Origin of the sequence: Nocardia lijiangensis NBRC 108240, assembly GCF_001613045.1 — a bacterium.
Classification (GTDB): domain Bacteria; phylum Actinomycetota; class Actinomycetes; order Mycobacteriales; family Mycobacteriaceae; genus Nocardia; species Nocardia lijiangensis.
The window spans coordinates 12,362-34,110 of sequence record NZ_BDBP01000032.1 but is presented as its reverse complement, the minus strand read 5'-3'; the positions used below and the strand labels follow the sequence as shown (position 1 = coordinate 34,110).

20 protein-coding genes are annotated in these 21,749 nt (G+C 65.2%); all 20 read left to right on the top strand.

Annotated elements, in window-relative coordinates:
- Positions 1 to 2: 2 nt before the first annotated feature.
- The 20 genes from NL1_RS12900 to NL1_RS12805 all read left to right on the top strand — a co-directional run bounded on the left by NL1_RS12900 (position 3) and on the right by NL1_RS12805 (position 21,723).
- Positions 3 to 1,073, top strand: a complete 1,071-nt coding sequence (locus NL1_RS12900) for a type III polyketide synthase (protein ID WP_174553414.1) — start codon at positions 3 to 5, stop codon at positions 1,071 to 1,073.
- A gap of 46 nt (positions 1,074 to 1,119) precedes the next feature.
- The gene (locus tag NL1_RS12895) at positions 1,120 to 1,665 is read left to right on the top strand and encodes a cupin domain-containing protein (RefSeq protein ID WP_307622584.1); all 546 of its coding nucleotides are present in this window, start codon (positions 1,120 to 1,122) and stop codon (positions 1,663 to 1,665) included.
- 6 nt (positions 1,666 to 1,671) lie between these two features.
- Positions 1,672 to 2,829, top strand: a complete 1,158-nt coding sequence (locus NL1_RS12890) for a DegT/DnrJ/EryC1/StrS family aminotransferase (protein WP_067838486.1) — start codon at positions 1,672 to 1,674, stop codon at positions 2,827 to 2,829.
- On the top strand, positions 2,826 to 3,869 hold the full coding sequence (locus NL1_RS12885; protein ID WP_218024398.1) for a class I SAM-dependent methyltransferase: 1,044 nt from the start codon (positions 2,826 to 2,828) through the stop codon (positions 3,867 to 3,869). Before NL1_RS12890 ends, NL1_RS12885 begins: the two co-directional genes overlap by 4 nt.
- 26 nt (positions 3,870 to 3,895) lie before the next feature.
- The gene (locus NL1_RS12880) at positions 3,896 to 4,813 is read left to right on the top strand and encodes an aromatic prenyltransferase (protein WP_162272724.1); all 918 of its coding nucleotides are present in this window, start codon (positions 3,896 to 3,898) and stop codon (positions 4,811 to 4,813) included.
- Between the two features lie 89 nt (positions 4,814 to 4,902).
- Entirely contained in the window at positions 4,903 to 5,367 is a 465-nt protein-coding gene (locus NL1_RS12875) for a TetR/AcrR family transcriptional regulator (protein ID WP_067838478.1), read from the top strand.
- Between the two features lie 294 nt (positions 5,368 to 5,661).
- Positions 5,662 to 7,692, top strand: a complete 2,031-nt coding sequence (locus NL1_RS12870) for an MMPL family transporter (protein ID WP_245673213.1) — start codon at positions 5,662 to 5,664, stop codon at positions 7,690 to 7,692.
- Between the two features lie 134 nt (positions 7,693 to 7,826).
- Positions 7,827 to 9,488 (top strand): AMP-binding protein, encoded by a 1,662-nt coding sequence (locus NL1_RS12865; RefSeq protein WP_084510536.1) that lies wholly within the window; start codon positions 7,827 to 7,829, stop codon positions 9,486 to 9,488.
- Entirely contained in the window at positions 9,485 to 10,654 is a 1,170-nt protein-coding gene (locus NL1_RS12860; RefSeq protein WP_067838469.1) for an acyl-CoA dehydrogenase family protein, read from the top strand. The genes NL1_RS12865 and NL1_RS12860 overlap by 4 nt, the downstream gene beginning before the upstream one ends.
- Positions 10,651 to 11,778 carry an SDR family oxidoreductase gene (locus NL1_RS12855; RefSeq protein ID WP_067838466.1) on the top strand — a complete coding sequence of 376 codons (1,128 nt, stop codon included), beginning with the start codon at positions 10,651 to 10,653 and terminating at the stop codon, positions 11,776 to 11,778. Before NL1_RS12860 ends, NL1_RS12855 begins: the two co-directional genes overlap by 4 nt.
- Positions 11,775 to 12,773 (top strand): NAD-dependent epimerase/dehydratase family protein, encoded by a 999-nt coding sequence (locus NL1_RS12850; RefSeq protein ID WP_162272723.1) that lies wholly within the window; start codon positions 11,775 to 11,777, stop codon positions 12,771 to 12,773. The genes NL1_RS12855 and NL1_RS12850 overlap by 4 nt, the downstream gene beginning before the upstream one ends.
- A complete protein-coding gene (locus tag NL1_RS12845; protein ID WP_067838459.1) occupies positions 12,766 to 14,256 on the top strand; it encodes a PEP-utilizing enzyme in 1,491 nt (496 codons plus the stop codon). The genes NL1_RS12850 and NL1_RS12845 overlap by 8 nt, the downstream gene beginning before the upstream one ends.
- Complete coding sequence (locus NL1_RS12840) at positions 14,249 to 14,506, top strand: acyl carrier protein (protein ID WP_067838452.1); 258 nt, start codon at positions 14,249 to 14,251, stop codon at positions 14,504 to 14,506. Before NL1_RS12845 ends, NL1_RS12840 begins: the two co-directional genes overlap by 8 nt.
- 9 nt (positions 14,507 to 14,515) lie before the next feature.
- Positions 14,516 to 15,109, top strand: coding sequence for a hypothetical protein (locus NL1_RS38150; RefSeq protein ID WP_067838451.1), 594 nt, complete (start codon positions 14,516 to 14,518; stop codon positions 15,107 to 15,109).
- An 11-nt stretch (positions 15,110 to 15,120) separates the two neighbouring features.
- Positions 15,121 to 16,236 carry a PEP-utilizing enzyme gene (locus tag NL1_RS38145; protein ID WP_067838450.1) on the top strand — a complete coding sequence of 372 codons (1,116 nt, stop codon included), beginning with the start codon at positions 15,121 to 15,123 and terminating at the stop codon, positions 16,234 to 16,236.
- Positions 16,233 to 16,994, top strand: a complete 762-nt coding sequence (locus tag NL1_RS12825) for a maleylpyruvate isomerase family mycothiol-dependent enzyme (protein ID WP_084510533.1) — start codon at positions 16,233 to 16,235, stop codon at positions 16,992 to 16,994. Before NL1_RS38145 ends, NL1_RS12825 begins: the two co-directional genes overlap by 4 nt.
- Before the next feature lie 33 nt (positions 16,995 to 17,027).
- Positions 17,028 to 17,639 carry an NAD(P)H:quinone oxidoreductase gene (gene wrbA / locus NL1_RS12820; protein ID WP_067838445.1) on the top strand — a complete coding sequence of 204 codons (612 nt, stop codon included), beginning with the start codon at positions 17,028 to 17,030 and terminating at the stop codon, positions 17,637 to 17,639.
- 36 nt (positions 17,640 to 17,675) lie between these two features.
- Positions 17,676 to 19,256 carry a class I adenylate-forming enzyme family protein gene (locus tag NL1_RS12815; protein WP_067838441.1) on the top strand — a complete coding sequence of 527 codons (1,581 nt, stop codon included), beginning with the start codon at positions 17,676 to 17,678 and terminating at the stop codon, positions 19,254 to 19,256.
- 16 nt (positions 19,257 to 19,272) lie between these two features.
- A complete protein-coding gene (locus tag NL1_RS12810; RefSeq protein ID WP_218024397.1) occupies positions 19,273 to 20,343 on the top strand; it encodes a methyltransferase in 1,071 nt (356 codons plus the stop codon).
- Positions 20,344 to 20,574: 231 nt separating this feature from the next.
- A complete protein-coding gene (locus NL1_RS12805; RefSeq protein WP_156094821.1) occupies positions 20,575 to 21,723 on the top strand; it encodes an MAB_1171c family putative transporter in 1,149 nt (382 codons plus the stop codon).
- The last annotated feature ends 26 nt before the right edge of the window (positions 21,724 to 21,749 follow it).

Genomic DNA, 21,749 nt, shown 5'->3' with positions numbered 1-21,749 from the left:
ACATGTCGATGCTGTGCAAACCGTCGGTGAGTGTGCCGGAAAACGTCCTGAGCATGGAAGATACTCTGGAATTTGCCGAAAGGATGTACGCCGGAAATCCTAATCTTCCTTTGGCGCTCAAATTGATCCAGAACACGGGCGTGCGGAAGCGGCACATCGTGCAGGATATCGACAGCACCCTGCGGCACCCCGGATTCGAGGAACGCAACAGGATCTACGAGCGCGAATCCAAGAAGCGATGCCCTGAGGTCATCGCAAAGGCCTTGGCGAACGCGGGTGTCGTGGAACAGGAAATCAACGCGATCATCTACGTGTCCTGTACCGGATTTCTCATGCCATCGCTGACCGCATGGCTGATCAACACCATGGGGTTTCGGTCGGACACCCGCCAGATACCGATCGCGCAGCTGGGTTGCGCGGCAGGTGCCGCGGCGATCAATCGCGCCCACGACTTCTGCGTGGCCCACCCCGGGAGCAATGTTCTGATCGTGGCGTGCGAGCTCTGCTCGCTGTGCTACCAACCCGACGACGACGATGTCGGTTCGTTGCTGTCCGACGGACTGTTCGGTGATGCGGTCGCGGCTGCCGTAGTCCGGGGAAACGGCGGCACCGGCATAGCGCTGGAGCGCAATGCCTCGTATTTGATTCCGAACACGGAGGATTGGATCTCCTACGCCGTTCGTGCGACCGGCTTCCACTTCCAGCTCGATCGCCGGGTGCCCGGGACGATGGAGCCATTGGCGCCGGTACTTCGTGAGTTCGTCGCCGACGATGGCTGGGACATCGGCAAGCTCGACTACTACATCATTCACGCGGGCGGTCCGCGGATCCTCGACGACCTCAGCACGCACCTCGATATCGAACGCACGATGTTCCGGCATAGCTGGGCGACTCTGACCGAGTACGGGAACATCGCCAGCGCGGTCGTACTCGACGCGCTGCGCCGGCTGTTCGAGGAAGACTCGCCGATGCCCGGCGCCAAGGGTCTCATCGCGGGTTTCGGTCCCGGCATCACCGCGGAGATGTCGGTAGGTCGATGGAGTGTTGACGCGCCGAGCGGCATGAATCACTGACAACCGGGCGCGTCGGCACCACGCCTACAGCGAGATATCAACTGACATGGGAAGAAATGACATGAGCGGTGTTGTTCTCCGGCCCGGCGAGGGTCGAAAGCTGATCACAGACAAGCAGGAAGTCACCTTCAAGGTCACCGGGGCGAACGGGTCCGTCGTATCGAGCTTCGAGGTGGTGGTTCCGCCCGGCTTCGACGTCGGGGCGCATTCCCATCGCAACTCGCAGGAGTTCTTCTACATCTTGGAAGGAGAGCTGGACCTGCTGGCGTTCGAGCCGAATCAGCGTACGCCGGACGGTTGGCACGACTGGGAATCGCCGGATGGCGATCGAGTCGTCCGCGGGGGCCCGGGTAGCTGCATGTTCGTTCCGGCCGGATGTCCGCACGCGTTCAGGAATGCCACCGACAAGCCGGTTCGAATGTTGTTCCAAAGCTACCCATCCCCCGATCACGAAGTCTATTTCGAGGAGATTGTCGCGATCTTCGAGTCCGGCCGGTCGGTGGATGCCGACGCCGTTCAGCGGCTGCGTGACCGCTACGACATCAACCAGATCACGCCGCTGCGTTACGAACCACCGAGCAGCGGGAGGTGAATCACGATGGACACCATTCCCCTGGTGCGCGCAAGTCTGGGTGAGCGGGAATTGGCTGCTGTCGCCGAGGTTTTCGCCTCGGGCTGGCCGGCCGGTCAGGGCCCGCGGGGGAAAGCACTCGAGGTCGAGCTGGTCGAACGTTACGGAACTGGTGGCGCGGTCGCATTGAGCAGCTGCGGCGCGGCACTACACCTCGCATTGCTTGCGCTCGGGGTCCAACCGGGTGACGAGGTGATTGTTGCCGATTACACGTTCCCGGCTCCAGCCCACGCGGTGCGCTACGTCGACGCGGTCCCGGTCTTCGCCGACGTGCGTGCCGATACCGGCACCGTCGACCCACAGGCGGTAGCGGATCTCGTCGGTCCACGAACGGTGGGTGTGATCGCGGTGGACACGGTCGGTCTCCCCGCCGACTACTCGGAGCTGAGGTCGATCGCGGACCGCGGTGATCTGTTTCTGATCGAGGACGCCGCATGTGCCGTAGGTGCGACCTACCAGGGGATACCGGCGGGTGCGCTGGCACCGGTGTCTTGCCTGTCCTTCCACGGGCGCAAGGGAATCACCAGCGGCGAGGGCGGGGCCCTGCTCACGGCCGATCCGGCGCTCGCCGACGACGTGCGGCTGCGGTCGTCCTTCGGTATCGGGAGCATCTTCGCGGACGCGCAGGTCGTCGGCCTGCCGATCCCGATATTCACCGAGATCGGCTACAACTACAAGCTGTCCGACATTGCCGCAGCGATCCTGCAGGTGCAGCTCACGCGAATTGGCGAGCTGCTGGATCGTCGGCGCCTCGTCGCAGCGCGCTATGCGGAACTGCTCGCCGACGAAGAACTCCTCACCGTTCCGCATGTGCCGCAGGACCGCACCCACGCATGGCAGTCCTATCTGGTGACGTTGGATCCGCAGGTCGACCGCGCGGGTGTCGCGGCCGATCTCCGAGCTCAGGGCATCGGCTGCGGGCACGGTGCGTGGGCGTGCCACCTGCAACTCGTGTACGAGCCGAAGCAGCCGTGCCCGGTCTCGGCCGACCTCTTCCACCGCAACCTCGCCATCCCCATGCACGCCGAGCTCAGCGACGGCCAGGTCGAACGGGTCGCGGAGGCACTGCGAGCCGCGGTCCGGACCCATGCGCGCTCATACGGAACACGAGAGGGGGCGGCATGACCGAGTCAGTGCCCGGCGGCGGCAGCCAGAAAGGACACAGCATGACCGAGATCCTTCCGACTCCGGATCGGATCATGCAGTTGATCAACGGCTACTGGGCCACCGGCATCGTCGGCGCTTCGGCGAGCCACTCGCTGTTCACCCACCTCGAAGACGGCGCGGACACTGCCGACAAGCTCGCCGTCCGCGCGGGGATCTCCCAGCGGGGCGCGCGAACCCTCCTCGACGGGCTGGTCAGTCTCGGCCTGGTCGAGCTGCGCGACGGCCGCTACCGCAACACCGCAGAAGCGGCCGCGTTCCTGGTCGACGGCAAACCCACCTGCTTGAGCAGATTCGCCACACTCAAGCTGACCCAGATGGGCACCTTGGCGACTCTGCCCGACGTCGTGCGCGCGGGAGGGCCGATGGCGAATCCGGCGGTGGAGGTGGCCGACAATCCGCACTGGGCGGAGGTTGTCCCGGCCATCGCCGCGCAGTCCGTTCCCGTGGCAACGGTCGCCGCCGACCTGTTGCAGCTGGCAGGTGCCGGCGAGATCTCCATCCTCGACGTGGGCGGCGGTTCAGGCATCTACTCGGCGATCTGGCTCGAGCGCAACCCTGCGGCGCGCTCGACTCAACTCGACTGGGCACCGGTGAACGCAATCGCCGACCGACTGCTTGCCGAGCGAGGCGTGGCAGACCGATTCACCTGCATCGACGGTGACTTCCATACCACCGACTTCGGCACCGACGTGTACGACGTCGCGGTGTACTCCCACATCGCGCACCAGGAGGGACCGGAGGACAACGTCGCGATCTTCGCGAAGCTCAGGGCGGCGCTCAAGCCCGGCGGCACATTGGTCATCTGTGACTTCGTTGTCGATGACGACCGCAGCGGCCCGCCCTCCGCCCTGATGTTCGGAGCGGAAATGCTGCTCAAGAGCCAGCAGGGCGGGACCTGGCGGCGGGCCGATTACCACACATGGCTCGGCAAGGCCGGCTTCGACGACGTTGCATTCCACCCGACACCATCGCCCGCAACGTTGGTTTTCGCCCGGTAATGACAATTCAACTCCTTGGAGGCAAAATGCCTGATACCGACAGGGCGGCTGCGATTTTGTCGGTCGTCGAGGAAACGGCTCGGTCACTGGGTGTGGCCTGCTCGGTCGACAAGGTTGCGCCGGTTCTTACCGCGTACCGAGACGTGCTCGCGGAATCCATGGTCGTCCTCGGCATCGACGCGGACGAGCCACGCAGCGGTGAGATCGAAATTACCTTCAGCGTGCCCCCGAGCGATGCCGATCCATACGACCTTGCGGTGTCGAACGGATTCATTGCGGAGACCGGGCATCCCGCAGCGACGCTGCTCTCGGAAATCCGAGATCGATGTGACATCACCGCTTACGGTGTCGACTGCGGAGTAGTTCGCGGTTTCCGGAAATCCTATGTCGGGTTTCCGCTGGACAACTGGCAGACACTTGCCACGCTGTCCGGCCTGCCGTCCATTCCGCCCGGTTTGGCGGCGAATGCCGAGCGTCTCGCACGCTATGGCCTGGACGAGAACGTCTCGATGCTCGCGATCGACTACCAGTCCAGGACGATCAATGTGTACTTCGGCGGGCTGCCCGAAGGCATTCTGGCGCCGGAGACGGTCTCATCGATGCTTCGTGAACTCGGGCTTCCGGAACCGAGCGAGCAGATGATGGAGTTCGTCCAAAAATCCTTCTCGATATATCCGACCTTCAGCTGGGATACTCCGGAGGTCCAGCGGATTTGCTTTTCCGCCGTAACTCCGGAGCCGATACCACTTCCGACACCGGCCGGGCCGGTGATCAGCCGATTCCTGAAGGACGCTCCGTACTCGTACTCCGGCAAGCGGATCATTGTTTACGGTGGCGTACTGTCAGCCAGTGGCGAGAATTACAAACTCGGCTGGTATTTTCAGGAGCCGCATCCGACGTGGCGGAAATTGGAAGTATTCGACGCTATCGAGGACAGCGCATAGCGCAAGTCGGCATAGTTGCTTTTCGATCACCATAGTGGCTTTCAAAATACCGAGTCCCTGCTCGAGCGGGGCTGATAGATGGAGGGAAAATGTCTACAGGAGCAGATACGGAAGGGTCGGACGCCCTGACCGCATACGGAGAGGCGCTGGCCGCGGCCGCGGTCGGGTCGGACACCGGGGAACGAGAGCAGTTGGGCGAGAATCTCATCCGTACCTTTCTGCAGTTCTGGGACGATCCGCAGCTGAGGCCGTCGCTTCTCGAGCGGTATCGGGCCGCGTTCACCAGCGACGCGGGTGCGACACAGATGCGAGAGTTCATGTCCTCTACGGTGTTTGCGCAGGCGGTCGGGAAGATGGAGGACCCGCCCAAGACCATCGAGGAGACCGCGAAGCTGCTCGGGGTGCCGCCCCTGCACCTCAACGCGGCGGTGTCGCAGGTGATGGGCGTGATCATGCTGCGCTACGTTGTGCAGGTGGAGCCGATTGCCTCGGCAGCGCCCGATGAGATCCTCGGCGTCATCGCCCCGACTATCCAGCGTTATCTGGTCGGCTAGCCAGGCAGGAGGGTCGCTTCGGCCCTTCTTCCTTCGCCGCCCGACCACCACCGTAACCCGACACTGCACCCCCATCAAAGGCGAGAGTCCGCGTACTGACAGACGGCGTGACATGCACCGAATGTGTATGTCACGCTTGTGATGTCGGTGATCGGACGCGATCCGCTGTAGTTCACGACGGAGGAATCGATGAGTCGTTCGACGTTCGACGCGACCGGTACCCTTGGCCGACTCGCGCGAATCCCCACTGGCAGAAGATCCAAGTGGGTCGTTCTTATCGCATGGATCATCGCGTTGGTCGCAATCGGCGGATTGGCTTCCGAGCTGAAAGGCGCCCAGACGAACGACGCGGTGGAGTGGTTGCCCGGCAGCGCGGAATCGACCCGCGCCTTCGAAGCATCGCAAAAGTTCCTCGATGCGGACGAATCGCCCGCCGTCCTCGTGTACGAACGTCCGAGCGGCATCACACCCGCCGACGTGTCGGCAGCCGAGGCCGACGTCGCAGCGCTCGCGAAGAGCAAGCACGTCATCGCGGAAAAGGTTGTCGGGCCGGTGCCGTCGAAGGATGGACAGGCGCTACAGGTCTTGCTTCCGGTACACACGGCCGGCGGTGCCTGGCCGGACATCGCGAAAATCGTGGACGAGCTCGAGGAGCAATTGCCTCCTCGGACCGACGGCCTTGCGTTCCATATCACGGGCCCCGTCGGGTATGAGGCGGGCTACGGCTGGGCGTTCGGTGCTATCGACGGTGTCCTGGTCTTGGCAGCGGCCGCGGTCGTCATCGTTGTCCTGTTGATCAGCTACGGTCCCGTGCTGTGGTTGTTGCCGCTCACCGCAGCGATATTCGGCTTGGTGGTCGCGCAAGGCGCCGTGTACTTGGCGACCAAGGCCGACGTGACGGTCACCGCGATGGGTGCGTCTGCGCTGATGGTGCTCGTATTCGGCGCGGGCACGGACTATGCGTTGCTGCTGGTGGCGCGCTATCGCGAGGAACTGCGACGGCATGAGGACCGCCACGAGGCGATGGCGATCGCGCTGCAGCGGGCCGCTCCGGCGATCACGGCGAGCGCGGCGACGGTCGTGGTGGGAATGCTCGCTTTCCTCGCCGCCGACATGAACTCGACCAAGGGGCTGGGACCGGTTTGCGCAATCGGCGTAGTGGTCTCGTTCGCCGTGATGATCACATTGCTGCCCGCGCTGCTGGTGATTGCTGGTCGATGGGTCTTCTGGCCACGTCACCCTGCGGTTGGTTCCATCGAACCGAGCGAAACCGGGATCTGGAAGCGCATCGGCAATGCGGTCGCGACTCGGCCGCGGACAGTATGGATCGGCACAGTAGCGGTACTGCTCGTGGCGGCAACCGGAGTGATCGGCTTCGAAGCGGACGGAATCGCGACCAGGGACTCGTTCGTCGGCGAGGCCGACGCAGTGGCCGGTGAGGAGATTCTCGGCCGGCACTTCGACATCGGCACCGGCAACCCGTTCTTCATCGTCGGCACTGCCGACCACGTGTCGGCAGTCCAGTCCGCATTGACGAGCGTCGATCGCATCGGGCCCGTCAAAAGTCCGGTGGTGAAGGACGGGCAGTTCTACATCGAAGGCACACTCGCCGATCCTCCCGACAGCAAGGCCGCGGAGGACACGATCGACCGCACCCGTGCCGCGGTGCACGCGATCGACGGTGCCGAAGCGAAGGTCGGTGGAAATACGGCCGTTACGCTCGATACCGAGCGTGCCCAGGTGCGAGACAACAAGGTGATCGTGCCGTTGGTGCTGGTCATGGTCATGTTGATCTTGATGCTCCTGCTGCGCGCGGTGCTGGCGCCCGTCTTGCTGATGGCAACGGTCGTGCTGTCGTTCTTCGCGGCGCTGGGTCTGAGCCGGTGGCTCTTCGAGTTGTTCGGATTCACCGGCGCCGATCCCTCACTGCCGCTGCTCGGCTTCGTCTTCCTCGTCGCACTCGGCGTGGACTACAACATCTTCCTGATGTCCAGGGTGCGCGAAGAAGCAGCGCACCACGGAACACGCCGCGGAGCGCTCATCGCGCTGGCCTCGACCGGAAATGTGATCACCTCGGCCGGCCTGGTGCTGGCCGGTACATTCGCGGTGCTCGCAACGTTGTCCATTGTGTTCATGGCCGAGATCGGCGTACTCGTGGCCGTCGGCTTGCTGCTCGACGCGCTGATCGTGCGCTCGATCCTGGTGACGGCGCTGAACCTGGACATCGGTCCGAGGATCTGGTGGCCAAGCGCTCTTGCCCAGCGGCCTGAGACGTCACTGCTCGCCGAGGAGGAACCTCCTCGCGAGTTTGCTCGGACGGACTGAGCCACTCGGCAGGCGGAAACTCCGCGAGCCGCACAGAGACCGAGGATTGCCTGCTGGCAACCCTCGGTCTCTTCGTTTTCGCAGTCGGCCTGGTCTCGGGTCTGAGCATCAGCACTACCGAATCGGAGAGACAAATGACTCTGACAGCATGGATCGAGCATCCCGCGCCAGACCGCGGAGTGAGCTTTTGGCGCGATATGCAGTGGCAGCGGCACAGCTACGTCGAGCTGGCCGCCGGTGTCCGCAGCAAGGCCACCGAATTCGGCGAGGCGGGGGTGCGGCCGGGCGAAGTCGTGCCGATCGTGCTCGGGCAGAGCGCAGATTTCATCCTGAGCTTCTTCGGGCTGATCTGGATGGGTGCGGTGCCAACGGTGCTGCCTGGACCCAAGGCGCTGTCGGGGACGAGCGGATACGCGCCCTTCGTTGCGGGCATCGCCGGAATCAGCGGCGTGCGGCACTTCGTATCCGAGCAGCGCTATCGCGAAACCCTCACCGCCGCTTTCGATTCCTCCGGTAGGGAGGTGCGTCCCCTCGAGTTGGGGTGGAGTGCGTGCGCCGAGTCGGGCGAGCAGTCCCACGACGGTCCCGTGATCATGCAATTCACCTCGGGATCGCGCGGAAACCCGAAGGGGCTGTGCATTACTCGCGAAAACGTCGAGGCAAATCTGGCGATGCTCCGCGAATGGGCGGGCTTCGGCGACCAGTTCGGGGTGTCCTGGCTTCCGCTGTATCACGACATGGGCCTGATCGGCGGCATGCTGACGCCGGTCACGACACAGGCCGAAGCGAAGCTGATGTCGCCCGGCGACTTCGTGCGTGACCCGCTCGTCTGGCTGCGCGAGTACGGGCACAAGCGGTACGAGGTCATGGTCATGCCCAACTTCGGGTTCGAATGGGTCGTACGGCGGGTCCAGCCGCAGGAACTGCAGGACTGCGACTTTTCGGCTGTCCGTTCGGTGATCAGCGGGGCCGAGCGTGTGCAGCTCGACACGCTCTCGCAGTTCGGCGCGCTGCTGCAGCCGGGCGGCTTCAAGTTCACCGCGCTCACGCCGGCCTACGGGCTTGCCGAGGGCACGCTGGCCGTGACCGGGGTGCGGCCGGGACAGCGCGCGTTGGCGGTAGACCTCGGGCAGACCATCGCGCCGTTCGGGCGACGGGTCACGATCCGGAACGAGACCGAAATCGATGGCACCCAAGAGGTTCGGGCCGGGTGGATGGTCAGCTGCGGCATGCCGCTGCGGGGGCTGGAGCTGTCGATCCGTGACGAGGATCAGCAGGAGCTCCCCGACTGTGTCGTCGGCGAGATCTGGGTGCGGGGCGCATCGGTGGCGCGGAGCTATTCGACCGAGAACGGCGTGATCGATACCGACCGGGTGGGCGACTGGCTGCGTACCGGTGACAGCGGATTCGTCTACAACAGTGAGCTCTACGTGGTGGGCCGCATCGGTGATTCGATCAAGGTCCGCGGCGAGGCCGTCCACATGGAGGATCTCGAGGGCCAGCTGGTCGATGTGTTGCAGCCCAGCCTGTTTCGCCGATCGTGCGTCGTGGGTTCGGACTCGGCCGAGGGGCCCGCCGTCATCATCGCGACGGAGTTCGCCCTCGAACCGGCAGAGCGCGTGGAAATTCAGCGCATTCTGTCCGGAATCCTCGGTGAGGCAACGAAAGTGGGATGGCTGCAACTGAAAGCCAATGATCTGCCGATGACGACGAGCGGCAAACCTCGCCGTCGCGAGGTATGGCTGCGCCACCATACGGACGCCACGGTGACGACTGTGGGCGGGGGCCGGATATGAGGTACGCGGGGACCGAAGGCGACTCCGAGCGGGCGCGCCTGGACAAGATCATCGGCGCGGCCGTCGATCGCTACGGCGCCGAGGCCGAGCGATCGGGCACCTTCCCGCGCGGACTCGTCGAGGAACTGGCGGCAGAGGGGCTGTTCCGGCAGCGGTGGCCGCAGGAGTCGACGGTCGGCGATCCAATCATGGGACTGCTGATCGCCGAACGCGTTGCGTACCAGGGCCTGTTCGGCCTCTCGGTGGGTCTGAGCCTGCAATTGGAAACCTGTGCCTCGGCGCTGCGGCGATTCGGCGCGAACGCCGAGCACGAGCGGCTGTTGACCGGCGTGCTCGACGGCACAACGATCGGCGCGTTCGGGGCGTCGGAGCCGGTGGGCGGGTCCGATCTGCTCGGGATCGAAACCCTGATCACGCCACTCGGCGACGGTCGCATCAGGGTGCGCGGCGAGAAGAAGTACTTGTCGCTGGGCGAGGTGTGCGACTTCGCCGTCGTTCTCGGCAAGTACGTGGTCGAGGAGGGCCAGCCGCCCTTGCTGACGACGGTGACCGTGCCGTCGGCCGCGATCACCACGGTGAAGCGGCATACCAAGGCGGGCACCGCCTGCCTGGACACATCGTGGGTCCGCATCGATGCCGAGGTGGGCGACGAGGCGATCCTCGGCCGGATCGGCGGCGGACTGGCGGTGGCTTCGTGGGCGCTGATGCACGAGCGGCTGTCCGTCGTCGCCCAGCTGGTCGGCGGCTGCAATTACACCCTGGGATTGGCGGTTTCGCATGCGCGCAAACGCCAGCAGTTCGGCACCCCGCTGATCGATCACCAGGCGTTGCGGCTGCGGCTGGCCGAGCTGGCGGCCCAGGTGCGGATGGCGGAGTTCGCTGTCTATGCGGCGGGGGAGCGCCTGGCTGCCGGAAGCGGTTGTGGCGCACGCGATGTCGCGGGGCTCAAGGTGACAACAGCCCGGCTGGGTGAGCGGGTCATGAGCGAGTGCATGCATATCTTCGGCGGCTCCGGCTATCTCGAGGACGAGACCCCGATGAGCAGGCTGTGGCGCGACGCCCGCCTGGCCCGGCTCGGCGGGGGCAGCGACGAGATGATGCTGGAGATGGTCGCCGGCGGCCTGCGGGGCGAGGATCGCTACGACTCCGACGTGAGGGTGTCATGACCATCCTCGTGTCCGGCCTCGGCGGACAACTCGGGCACGCGCTGGTCGACCAGGTTCCGGCGAACACGATCGGTCTCGTGCGGCGTTCGACCGGCACAACTCGGCTGCGGCGGCGGATCGAATCCCGTTCGCGAGAGATCGAATTGGTCGAGGGCGACATCACCGCGCGCGACTGGGGACTCGACCGCGCTGCGCTGGAGCGGCTTGCCGAGAAGGTGACCTGCGTCGTCAACTGCGCCGGGAGCACGGATTGGCAGGGCACTGCGGAGTCGCTGCAGCTGAGCAACGTCGTCGGTGCGGTGTACGGGGTCGGATTCGCCGCCCGGCTCACCGAAATCTCCGGCCGCCCGGTGCCGTACCTGCAGACCTCGACGGCGTATGTGGCCGGGTCGGCGGTGGGCGTCGTGCCCGAGACCCGGCTCGGCGCCGGTGGTGATCGTACGCGCTACGAGCATTTCAAGTGGATGGGCGAACAAGCCGTGCTGCGCCGGGCGGCCGAGCTGGGTGTGCCGCTGTTGCTGGCCCGTCTGCCCGCCCTGCTCGGCGACTCGCGGACGGGGGAGACCCTGTACAAGAACTCGCTGTACCTGCTGTCCGAGCGCTGGAACGACCTCCCGTTGGGGCTGCTGCCCGCGATGAAGAACGCGCGCGTGGACTGCGTGCCACGTGACACCGCCGCGCAGGTGCTGATCGTTCTCGCGGAAGGCCTTGCGACACGGTCGCTTTCGGATGTCGAAATCGTGCACATCACCAATGGCGCCCAGGCGCCCGCGCTGCGTGCCCTGGTAGAGGCGGCCCGCATGATCGACCAGCACGCCTTCGGCAAGTGGGTGCGCATCGTTGCGGCCGGCCGCGACCACGTCGTCAACGTGTCGGCCCTCGGCGAGCGCTTCGGCCGCCTGAGCGCCAAATGGCAGAACACGTTGATCGGGCTGCGATACATCGGCCTCGACCGCTCGTTCGACCGGGTCAACCTGCTCACAGCGCTCAACACGCTCAGCAAATCGGCGGTGGCACCGTCGATCTCGCTGGAAACAGCGGCACGGCTGACCTTCGGCCTGCATCCCGCTCGCGAGTCGATCGTCTCGCCGAAACATCGTTCGCTTGTGAGGTTCGGAGCATGAAAGTGGCTGTCTTCGGCGGCAGTGGCTACCTCGGCGAACTCGTCGCCGAGCGGTGCGACTCGCGCGGACACCAGGTTGTCGCGCTGTCCCGCAATCCGGGGAGGGGGACCTGGGAGCATCGGCGGTGCGATCTCACGGCGCCGGGCCTCGGAATGGACGAGAACACGCGTGCGGTGATCACCGAGAGTGACGTGTGTGTCTTTGCCGCCGGTAGCGTTTCGTGGCAGGCGACCAGCACCGAAAGCCTGCAGATTCACGATCGGGGCATCGCGGCCCTGCTACGGCTGGTGGAGTCCGCGAAGCGGGCGCCGCGGATCGTGCACGTGTCCTCGATCCTGGCCCTCGGCGAGCCGGACAAACCGGTGACCAGCGACCAGCTCTACGTCGGGCAGCGTTTCCGAAACTGGTACGAATACGGCAAGTACGTGGCCGAACATCGTGTGCGGCATTCGAATACGCAGCACAACATCGTGCGGTTCGGCCCGCTGCTCGGCCTGGGATACGACCGCACGGTGCCGTCCACCAGCGACGGCCTGCCCGCGATCTTTCCGCTGGTGTTGGCCGGTTACCCGCTCCCGCTCACCGACGGAGGTCGCTATCCCTGCTATGTCGGCGACGTGCTCGGTGCCGCGGAGCTGGTCGCCGACATGGTGGAGTGGACAGCGCACGGCCGCACCATCACCTGGTTCGATCCGGAGAATCCGAGCCTGCTCGAGATCCTGAGCCGGGTCTGTCTCCCGTTCGGCAAGTATCCCCGCGTTCTGAAGGCGGATGTGAAGCGCGCCGAGTGGTTGTTGCGAATGGCCATGCGCCGCACCGGAACCGACCCCAACCTCGCCGACTACGCGCACCCCTGGATCGAGGTCTCTTGCGGTGCCGACCTGGAGAACGCGGGGGCCGCGCGCTGTCGTAAGGACTACATCCAGGCCATGAGTGCCGCCATGGCGGGCCAGGTGTGGCCCGCCCGGATCGAGGCGAGGTATTCCCATGCGTGAACCCAAGAGGCTCGGCGTGGTCGGCCCGCTCGACACCGATCCGCATCCGGTGTTTCGGACATACTCCGCCGGAAACTTCGGCGAGGTTGCCCCCGAACGGTTGTCCCCGTTCTCCTGGTCGCTCGTCGGCCCGCCGATGGAGGCGGCGACCCGCCGGATGACGACCAAGATGTGGGGTGAGCGGGCGTGGATGTCGGGGGAGTTCTTCACCTTTCTCGGATATTTCAAATGCCGCCCGTACCACAATTATTCGGCCTACGGGCAGATCGCGGCCTCGGTGCCGGGAATCGACGCGGATGATGTCGGGCAGGCGTATTTCGAGGGCGTTCCCGCACCGGAACCGTACGAGGCTCTGGTCGAGAATCCACTGATCAAGGCGAAGGGCGTCGTGACGATCGCGCGGGAGGTCTCGCTGGCGATCGTCCGCATCCGCAATCTCGAGGAGTGTCTCTTCGAACTCGAGGCGCGGGCCTGCGAGGCGGGATTCGATGTGCGATTGCTGGCGAGCGAGGCTCTGTCATTGCTGAAATCGTGCTGGTACGAGCACATTCTGTCGACAACGGCACTGGTGCCGTTGACCAGCTACCAGGAAAGGATCCTGAAGCGGGTCTGCGACGAGCCGGAGGACATCGTCGCATTGCTGACCCGGCCCGACGAACTGGTGTGGAAGCGGCTGCACCGGCTGACCACCACCGGTGACCTGAACTCCGCCGACTTCCTGAACCATCCGTTCTACGAGGTCGCGTATCGGCACCCACTGTGGGCGAAGTATTCCCACCGGCTTCAGGTCGAGTCCGACGGCACCGAGCTGTCCGAATCGTTTCTGGCACCGGCGGATGCGATTGCCGGGATGTACAAGGGCGTTCGATATCGGGTGATCGCGGGTGTCACGAAGACCGTCGCCGAGACGATGGCGTGTCGCGAGCATTCGAAATCGATGGTGATGCGGGTGCTGCACGTCTTCCGCATCCTCGGTCCGGCTTTGGCTGCCGCGCAGTCGATTCCGGACGAGCTGTGGCCGTTCCTCACCGTGGAGGAGCTGGTGAACGCGCCGCGTGGCAACCTGCGCGAGATTGTGGAGGACCGGGTCACGCTGTGCGAGGAAGCCCTTACCGTGGTCCTGCCGGAGAATATCGAGATCCTGCCCGACGGTGAGATCATCGAGCCGATGGCGGCCGCGGTGCGGGTGCAGCCGCGCGGTGTCTCGGGCGGCAGCGCGAGCGGAATCGCGGTTCGGCCGGAGGAAGACGTCCCCGACGAGGAATTCATCATCGTCTGCGAGGCCGCCGACGCGGATGTCGTTCCGCTGCTGAGATTTGCCTCGGGGGTGGTCAGCCGGCGGGGCAGCGCGATGTCGCATCTGGCCATTCTGTGCCGGGAATACGGCATACCCTGCGTCGTCGGTGCGGATATCGACAGTATCCCGTCCGGAGCCGTCATCGCCATCAACGGCGGGACAGGAAAGGTGAAGAATCATGAGTGAAACCACGGTGAGTGTCGCGGATATCGCTGAGGCGTTTGCCACGGCGACCAATATCGCGCGGGATCTGCGGCCCGACGATTCGTTCGCGAAGGATCTCGGTATCGATTCTGTGGCGAGCATCGAAATGATGTGCCTGTTGGAGAGCCGATTCGGGGTGAGCCTGATCGACAACCCCAGGATCGTGGGCGTCGAAAATGTGCAGCAGCTGATCGATCTGATCAACGAATTGCGCACCGGCCGTGTGGCGTAAGGATCGAGCATGTTCGATACGAAGGCAGCCGAGGCGTTGCACGTCATTCGCTTCCGGTCCGGCGTGAGCGTCGGAGAACTGGCCGATCTGGTCGGTGTGCCGGGCGACGATGCCTGGACGCTGGTCGATGGGATCCGCAAGGCAGGGTATGTGCGGTCGGTGCGGGGGAGTTTCATCATCACGGCCGACGGTGTTGCCGCCGACGATGCGGCCGTACACCGGTGGCGGGAGCGGGCGTCGCGGGCGGATCTGGATTTGGTCGAGGAATTCGATCGCCATTTCCTGACCGCCAACGAGATCGTGAAGGCGGCTATCTCGAATTGGCAGGCCAATCGCAGCGAGGAACTCGTGCGCGAGGTGGCCGCCCAATTACGCAGCGCGGTAGGCGATCTCGCCTTTCCTGCGGACGGCGACGGCGATGTCGCGCGGCTGTTGGAGACGTATCGGCAACGGCTGATCAAGGTGGTCGAACGCGCCGAAGGCGGCAATCCGGCGGCGCTGTCGGGGATTCGGGCCGAATCGTTCCACTCGGTCTGGATGGAGCTGCACGCCGAGCTGCTGCAGCTGAACGGGCGCGTGCGCACGGACGCGGACGGCTACTGACGGGAGTCGAAGTGAACGAGATCCGCGCAATCGACACGATCGCCGAATCGTCGCTGCCGCTCGCCGAGATCGCGGCGGAGTTCGGCGGCAAGGCGGCGGGGCTGGTTCGGCTGCGGCGCTCGGGGGTTACGACTCCGCCGACGTGGTTCGTGCCGCCGTCCGTCGGAGTGGAGGCGATCGACGGCGCCGGGCTCGACCCGGAGGTGGCTCGGTGGGCGGTTCGTTCGTCCGGCGCCAGTGAGGACGGTGAACAGCGGTCCTTCGCGGGGTTGTTCTCGTCGGAGTTGGCTGTCGAGCCGACCGCCGTGCCCGCGGCGGTGGCTCGCGTTCGTGCTTCGGGGACGAACGCACGGCTGCGAGCTGGATATCGCTTCGCCGATCCCGGTCCGATTCCCGTTGTGCTGCAGCCTTTCCTGGATGCCGCGCTGGCCGGGGTGTGGATCGGCGACGGCGCGGGTGGTGGAGTTCTGGAATGGTCGTCGTCGGGGACCGATGCAGTCGTCGCGGGGACCGTCACGCCCTCCCGGGAGGTTTGGCGGGCGGGAGAACTCGTGAGCGAACGAAGTGAGCGAACCATCGACACAGCGCGCCTCGCGCACGGCGGAACCGAGCGCCAGCGAGGTGCAGCCGTGAGCGGCACTCCACTTCATGCGGAGGGGCGGAAGATCGGTGCTCGTTGCCTGATCGTGGAGCAGGCCGTCGGTGCGGCGTGCGATCTGGAGTTCTGTGTGCACGCCGGGCAGCTGGTCTGGTTGCAGTGCCGGCCTGTGACGGCTCGAATTCCGGTGGGCGTATCCGGCGATTCCAAGGGCGATGTCGTGGTGAGTGGATTCGCGGCGGCCGGGGGAGTCAGCACCGGACGGCCGCGAGTCATGCTGTCGCCGGAGGACGAGGCCTGGGAGCACGGCGATATTCTCGTTGTTCGCTACACGTCGATCGACTGGGTGCCACTCATGACCGAGGCGTCGGCGATCGTCACCGATATCGGCGGCGGGCTGAGCCATGCGGCGATCATTGCGCGAGAGCTCGGAATTCCCTGTGTGACAGGCACGGAGACAGGCACGCGGGCGCTGGGCTCCCTGAAGCGGGTCACCGTGGACGGTGACGCCGGCAAGGTACGGCGTTGATTCCGCATCGACAGCGCTTGGATGTTCTGCGTCGCGAGATCCGGCTCTTCCAAGACACGGTCGCGGAGCTGGGATATCGCGATCTGGACGTGGAAACCCGTTGTCCCGGTTGGACTGTGCGCGATCAGGTCGCTCACCTCGCCGATACCGATGAAGTCGCGGCCGACACCGTGCGCGAGGGGCCGCGCGCGTTCGCTCGCGCGGTCCACGAGTTCCCGACTCCTGAGGCTTTCACGAGAGCTGGCTGCGATCGAGGCAAGGATCTGACGCCGGCCGAACTTCGCGAGTGGTCGGCGGCGGCATCGCAGTCGTGCGTGGCCGCGCTCTCCGACTGCATCGGAACCGAGCGTGTGCGTTGGGGGTTCGGTATGCAGGCCACGCATTTGGTGATGGGCCGCACCATGGAGTACTGGGCCCATCACAGCGATATCCGGACGGCGCTGGGAACGAGCGGAAGCGGGTCGGTCGAGGGGGCGATCTGTGTCGCCGAATTGTCCTTGTATTCCGTGCGATACGCGCTGGCGAAGGCGCGCGTCACGGTCGAGCGGTGGCCGGACGTGCGGCTGGTTCTGGTCGACGAAGATTCCGGGCGTGTCCATTCGCTGGGCAAGAGCGACGCTTCGGAACTGGTGTCGGGGTCGCTGCAGAGCTGGGCGTTGCTTGCCGCGGGTCGGCGAAATCCGCTGCTGGAGCGGTCATTCGACTTCGAAGGTGAGTACGCCCGCTTGTTCATCCAGACCGCGCGAGCGTACTTGTAGCAGCTCGCAACTCCCGAAGAAAGGATACCCATCATGGAACCCGTGAACGCCGCAATCATCTATTACAGCGCCACCGGCAACGTACACGCCCTGGCGCTCGCCGCTGCCGAGGGCGCGGAGAAGGCCGGAGCCCGCGTGCGACTGCGCAAGGTCGCCGAGCCGGCAACGTCGGCGGCGATCGAGGCAAACCCGGCCTGGGGCAAGCACATTCAGGACACCGCCGAGGTCGTCGAGGCGACCATCGAGGACCTCGGGTGGGCGGACGCGGTGTTGTTCGGGACCCCGACCCGCTTCGGCACGCCGGCCAGCGCGCTCACGAAGTTCATCGAGGGCGCGGGTGCCCTGTGGCGGCAGGGCACAATCGCCAACAAGGTGTGCTCGGCCTTCACCTCCAGCGGCACCGCCCATGGCGGCCAGGAGTCCACGCTGCTGGCGCTGGGGAACGTGTTCTATCACTGGGGCGGCATCATCGTGCCTCCCGGCTACACCGATCCCGTCCAGTTCGAGACGGGCAATCCGTACGGCACCTCCCACGCGGCCTTCGGTGGCCCACCCAGCGAGGCGACCCTGCGGGCGGCGCATCACCAGGCCCGCCGCGTCGTCGACATCGCGGCGGCACTCAAGGCCGGACGTGCCGCCGCCTGATCGGGTTGGCGACACATCGACGAGGAGATATGTCGAATGAACGGTTTCACGATCTGGCGATCGATACGCCGGCGAGGTCTCTTTCTCGGCACAGTGCCGGAAACGGCTGCTGCGCGGAAGAGTTCGACGCCGCTCACGCTCGATCACGATCTCGATGTCCTTCCCGAGGCGGGGCGACGACTGACTGTGTCCGAGCTCGCCGACCACGTGGACGACCTCGCAGGCCGGCTCTGGTCGGCCGGGATTCGACCAGGCCGGCACATCGCGATCTACAAGGCCGCCAACTTCGATGTGTGGGTGCTCGCGACCGCTGCCGCACGCATCGGAGCAGTTCCGGTGATGCTGTCGCCCGCCCTCGACGGCGCCACCGTCGGTGCCCTGCTCCGCCGGTTGGACCAGCCGGCCCTGCTCACCGATCTGCACAAGCTCGACGCACTGGCCGACGTGCCGGTGATGGACCTCGCCGATCCAGTGATCACCGTGTCCGGCGACCGGCCGGGTGCCGTATCGCTCGCCGGACTTGCCGGGGCTCCCCGAGTCGAGCCGGTGTCTCGACCGAAGGACGAGCCCGCGCTGATCACCCACACGTCCGGCACGACCGGCCTGCCCAAGCTCGTCGTGCACACCCCACGGAGCATGGCCGCCCGGCTGAAGCCGCAATGGTGGTTGCTGTCGCTGATGCGGAAGCGCGAGACCGTCGCGATCCACATCTCCTTCGTACATTCGCGGATGTTCGCAGCGATGGCTCTGGCGCTGCTCAAAGAGCTGCCGGTCCTGCTCATGAAGGAGTCCGATCCTGACAAGGTCGCCGCGTTCTTTGTCGAGTACCGGCCAGGATTCATCGAGGCTCTTCCCAATTCGTTGATGGAATGGGAATGCCTCACCGAGGATCCGCGTAAGCCGTTCGCATCGGTGAAATACTTCAGCAGCACATTCGACGCGATCCATCCCAGAACGATGAGTCGCCTCGTCGATTCGTCCGAGCGCCGAGGGGCGCTGTACTTCCAGATATACGGGCAGAGCGAGGTCGGGCCGGCAGTCGGGCGAGCCTATGTCCGCAAGTCCGCTCACCGAGCGGACGGGCGGTGCGTTGGCTGGGCAATGCCGGGCTGCGCGAAGGTTCGGGTGGTGAGCCGGGACGGCTCGCGGCCGTCCGAGACGAACCCCGGTTTCATCGAGGTTGCGTGGGAGGGGCTCGCGAAAACCTATCTTGCCGAGCAGGATCGGTACGACGCGAACCGGTTCGGCGACTGGTGGCGGACCGGGGACGTCGGATACCGCACCCGGCGTGGGTGCCTGCACATGCTCGACCGGGAGGTGGACATGATCCCGGGCGTGCGCAGTGCTCTCGAAGTCGAGGATGTCTTGTTGAGCAGGCTGGAAGAGTTGAGCGAACTCGTCGTTGTGCGAGGTCGGAAGTCCGAGGCCGTCCCGGTGATCTGCACGCACGACGACCGGCCGGTGGACCAGGGTCGCTGGCGCAAGGCCGTCGCCGATTTCCCTCAGCTGGCCGACCCGATCCAGATACCGCAGGCAGAGCTACCTCGAACCGCCACGCTGAAGGTGCAGCGAGTTGCGCTGGCGCGTCGGTTCGGGGAACAGCCGACTTCCAACTGAAATGAGGATCGCCACAATGACACCGGAACAAACACTCGCTCGATTTCGCGAATACATGGTCGGACCGACACGGTTCATGACCCTGTTGTCCTGCTTCCAGCTCGGCATTATCGATAGTCTCCGAGACAGCCCGGGGATCACCGCGGCCGATCTCGGCAAAGCCATCGGCGCCAAACCGGATGCCGTCGAACAACTTCTGCATCTTCTGGTCAAGGAGGGTTTCGTCGCGCACGACGAACGTTCGGGCGCCTACTCCCTCGATGCACTTGCGGGCGTCGCCGAGGCCGATCTGCAGCGAGCGCTCACCTACATGAACATGATCAAGGTCGTCACGCTGAGGCAGTTGTACTACCTCGCCGACAGCGTGCGGAGCGGAACGCTCGTCGGCCTCAAAGAGTTCTATGGATCAGAGGGAACGTTGTACGGTGCCGTGGCCGAGCACAAGGATCTGCGCGAGTCCTGGGCAACGTTGATGAACGCCGTCACCGCCCGCATCGATCCCTGGTTCTTCGAAAACGTAGACATACCATCCGGCGCGCAGGTACTCGACCTGGCTGGAAACACCGGCGTCGGTGCGATTCACGCGTACCAGCTGAAGGCCTCGCCCGGGCTTCGGGTGACCACTTTCGACCTGCCCGAGAAGGAAAGGGAGTGTCTGGAAAACTTCAGGACTCATGGAGTGGACGAACACTGTTCGTTCATCGGCGGTGACGTTTTCGATGGCGTCCCGAAGGGCTTCGACACCGTACTCATCAAGCATTTCTTGGACATGTTCGACAAGGACGATGTGTTCAGGATCCTCGAGGGTGTCAACAGCTCGCTCGAGGTCGGTGGTCAGGTCCACATCATGGTGCCCGTCTACCCCGAGAACATCAAAGACTCGGACAATTACAACGTCGACTTCTTCCCAGCCTTCTTCCTCGGCTGCACGATGGGCCAGGGGGGACCGCAGAAGCTGTCCACTTACCAAAGTTGGCTCGAGGAATGCGGGTTCACTGTCACCAAGGCGATGACCAGGGGCTCCGCCGACCTTCCGGCGGACGTCATTCCCGTGCCAGCCATCCTCTCCGCGACAAAGGTCGCGTGAAGGGCGAATCCGCGCACTGAGCATGGATCCGGCGGTCGATCTGCGGCGCGCGGATCTGCCGATCTGCCGCCGACCGTGCTCAGCACCGCCGAACACGGCCCGTTGCGCAGCCCTCGCCGCTCGGCTGTCCGCCTACGCCGTTGCGGTGCATCACATTCCGGCCGACGGGCCGATTCGGCGGGCAGTATCCTCCGACGGGCACGAGTTCCGCCGGGCCGAGAGGATGCGTCGATGTCGTCACCGATACCGGGAGTCGTGGCCTGGGCGGTGATCGGCTACGTCACGGTTCTCCTGTCGGCTCGGTTCTGGCTCGGCGGCGGCGCTGTCATGGATCGGCTCGTGAACCACACGGGCCTGTGGAGCATCGCGACCCTGCTGATATACCGGTGTGCATCGACGCCGACCATTGATGACCCGGCAAATCAGCTTGCCCTGGGCTGCGTTCTCATGATCACCACATACCAGTACAGCATCGGTCGGCTCGTCAGCGCCGATTCCGAGCCGGATACCGTATGGCGCCACCAGCGCAACGTCGCGCTCCTCGCCTTGACCGCGACGGTCTCGATAGTCTTGGCCGCGGCAGCGGCGAGATACACGGGACGATCGGTCGACCTGCGCCTCGCGGGGGTTGGACTGGGCATCGGTTGCGCCTTCGCCGTCACCTACAACACGTTCGTGCTCACTCGCATATGTCTCGGCCCACTCCGCGATGTCGATAGCCCGCGCGCGGCGCGGATCGTGTGTACCGTCCTGATCGGCAGCAATGCCGTTCTCTCTGGTGCGCATGCACTCTCGCTTTCCCAGCTGGCCACCGGATGGCCCGACGGACCACAACTATCGCTGGTCCAAGCTGCGTTCACCCTGTGGGTCGCGATCAATGCGACACTGCACGCGATACCGCTGGTCGCGGAGCTGGTGCTGCGAGCGGGTATGGATCGCGCCACCAGAACCTGCCGTCGGCTGTTGCCGCTGTGGCGTGATCTCACCGCGGCGGTCCCGGAGATCGTCATGCCCGTCGATGCGCGGCACGGCTCGGATCCAGCCACCCGTCTACTGCGGATGATCGTGGAGATTCGCGACGCAATGCTCCACCTGGGCGCTTACCTCCCGGCCGAAACCGGTGAAACGCAACGCAATACCGTGCGAGAGCACGAATCCGACCGGGAGCTCACCGATTACGCCCATCGGCTGATACGGGCGGCGCAGGCCAGAAAGGCGGGCCTACCGCGCGCCGGCGCACCACCGCCATTGTCCGTGGTCGCGCACGATTTCGACGCCGAGCTTTCGCACCTGATCGACCTGGCCCGCATCTGGCCGCAGGCCAAGGCCGCGGTGGAAGAGCCGATCGCGCAGCGCGCGGTGGATCGCCGGTCGCCATAGGGTGTGTCCCCTCGCGTCACATTCGG

Coding starts and splice junctions, on each gene's coding strand:
- NL1_RS12860 (WP_067838469.1), top strand. CDS start 9,485: ATGAGGTACGCGGGGACCGAAGGCGACTCCGAGCGGGCGCGCCTGGAC.
- NL1_RS38150 (WP_067838451.1), top strand. CDS start 14,516: ATGTTCGATACGAAGGCAGCCGAGGCGTTGCACGTCATTCGCTTCCGG.
- NL1_RS12810 (WP_218024397.1), top strand. CDS start 19,273: ATGACACCGGAACAAACACTCGCTCGATTTCGCGAATACATGGTCGGA.
- wrbA (WP_067838445.1), top strand. CDS start 17,028: ATGGAACCCGTGAACGCCGCAATCATCTATTACAGCGCCACCGGCAAC.
- NL1_RS12855 (WP_067838466.1), top strand. CDS start 10,651: ATGACCATCCTCGTGTCCGGCCTCGGCGGACAACTCGGGCACGCGCTG.
- NL1_RS12865 (WP_084510536.1), top strand. CDS start 7,827: ATGACTCTGACAGCATGGATCGAGCATCCCGCGCCAGACCGCGGAGTG.
- NL1_RS12900 (WP_174553414.1), top strand. CDS start 3: ATGTCGATGCTGTGCAAACCGTCGGTGAGTGTGCCGGAAAACGTCCTG.
- NL1_RS12885 (WP_218024398.1), top strand. CDS start 2,826: ATGACCGAGTCAGTGCCCGGCGGCGGCAGCCAGAAAGGACACAGCATG.
- NL1_RS12845 (WP_067838459.1), top strand. CDS start 12,766: ATGCGTGAACCCAAGAGGCTCGGCGTGGTCGGCCCGCTCGACACCGAT.
- NL1_RS12880 (WP_162272724.1), top strand. CDS start 3,896: ATGCCTGATACCGACAGGGCGGCTGCGATTTTGTCGGTCGTCGAGGAA.
- NL1_RS12850 (WP_162272723.1), top strand. CDS start 11,775: ATGAAAGTGGCTGTCTTCGGCGGCAGTGGCTACCTCGGCGAACTCGTC.
- NL1_RS12875 (WP_067838478.1), top strand. CDS start 4,903: ATGTCTACAGGAGCAGATACGGAAGGGTCGGACGCCCTGACCGCATAC.
- NL1_RS12805 (WP_156094821.1), top strand. CDS start 20,575: ATGTCGTCACCGATACCGGGAGTCGTGGCCTGGGCGGTGATCGGCTAC.
- NL1_RS12815 (WP_067838441.1), top strand. CDS start 17,676: ATGAACGGTTTCACGATCTGGCGATCGATACGCCGGCGAGGTCTCTTT.
- NL1_RS12895 (WP_307622584.1), top strand. CDS start 1,120: ATGGGAAGAAATGACATGAGCGGTGTTGTTCTCCGGCCCGGCGAGGGT.
- NL1_RS12840 (WP_067838452.1), top strand. CDS start 14,249: ATGAGTGAAACCACGGTGAGTGTCGCGGATATCGCTGAGGCGTTTGCC.
- NL1_RS12890 (WP_067838486.1), top strand. CDS start 1,672: ATGGACACCATTCCCCTGGTGCGCGCAAGTCTGGGTGAGCGGGAATTG.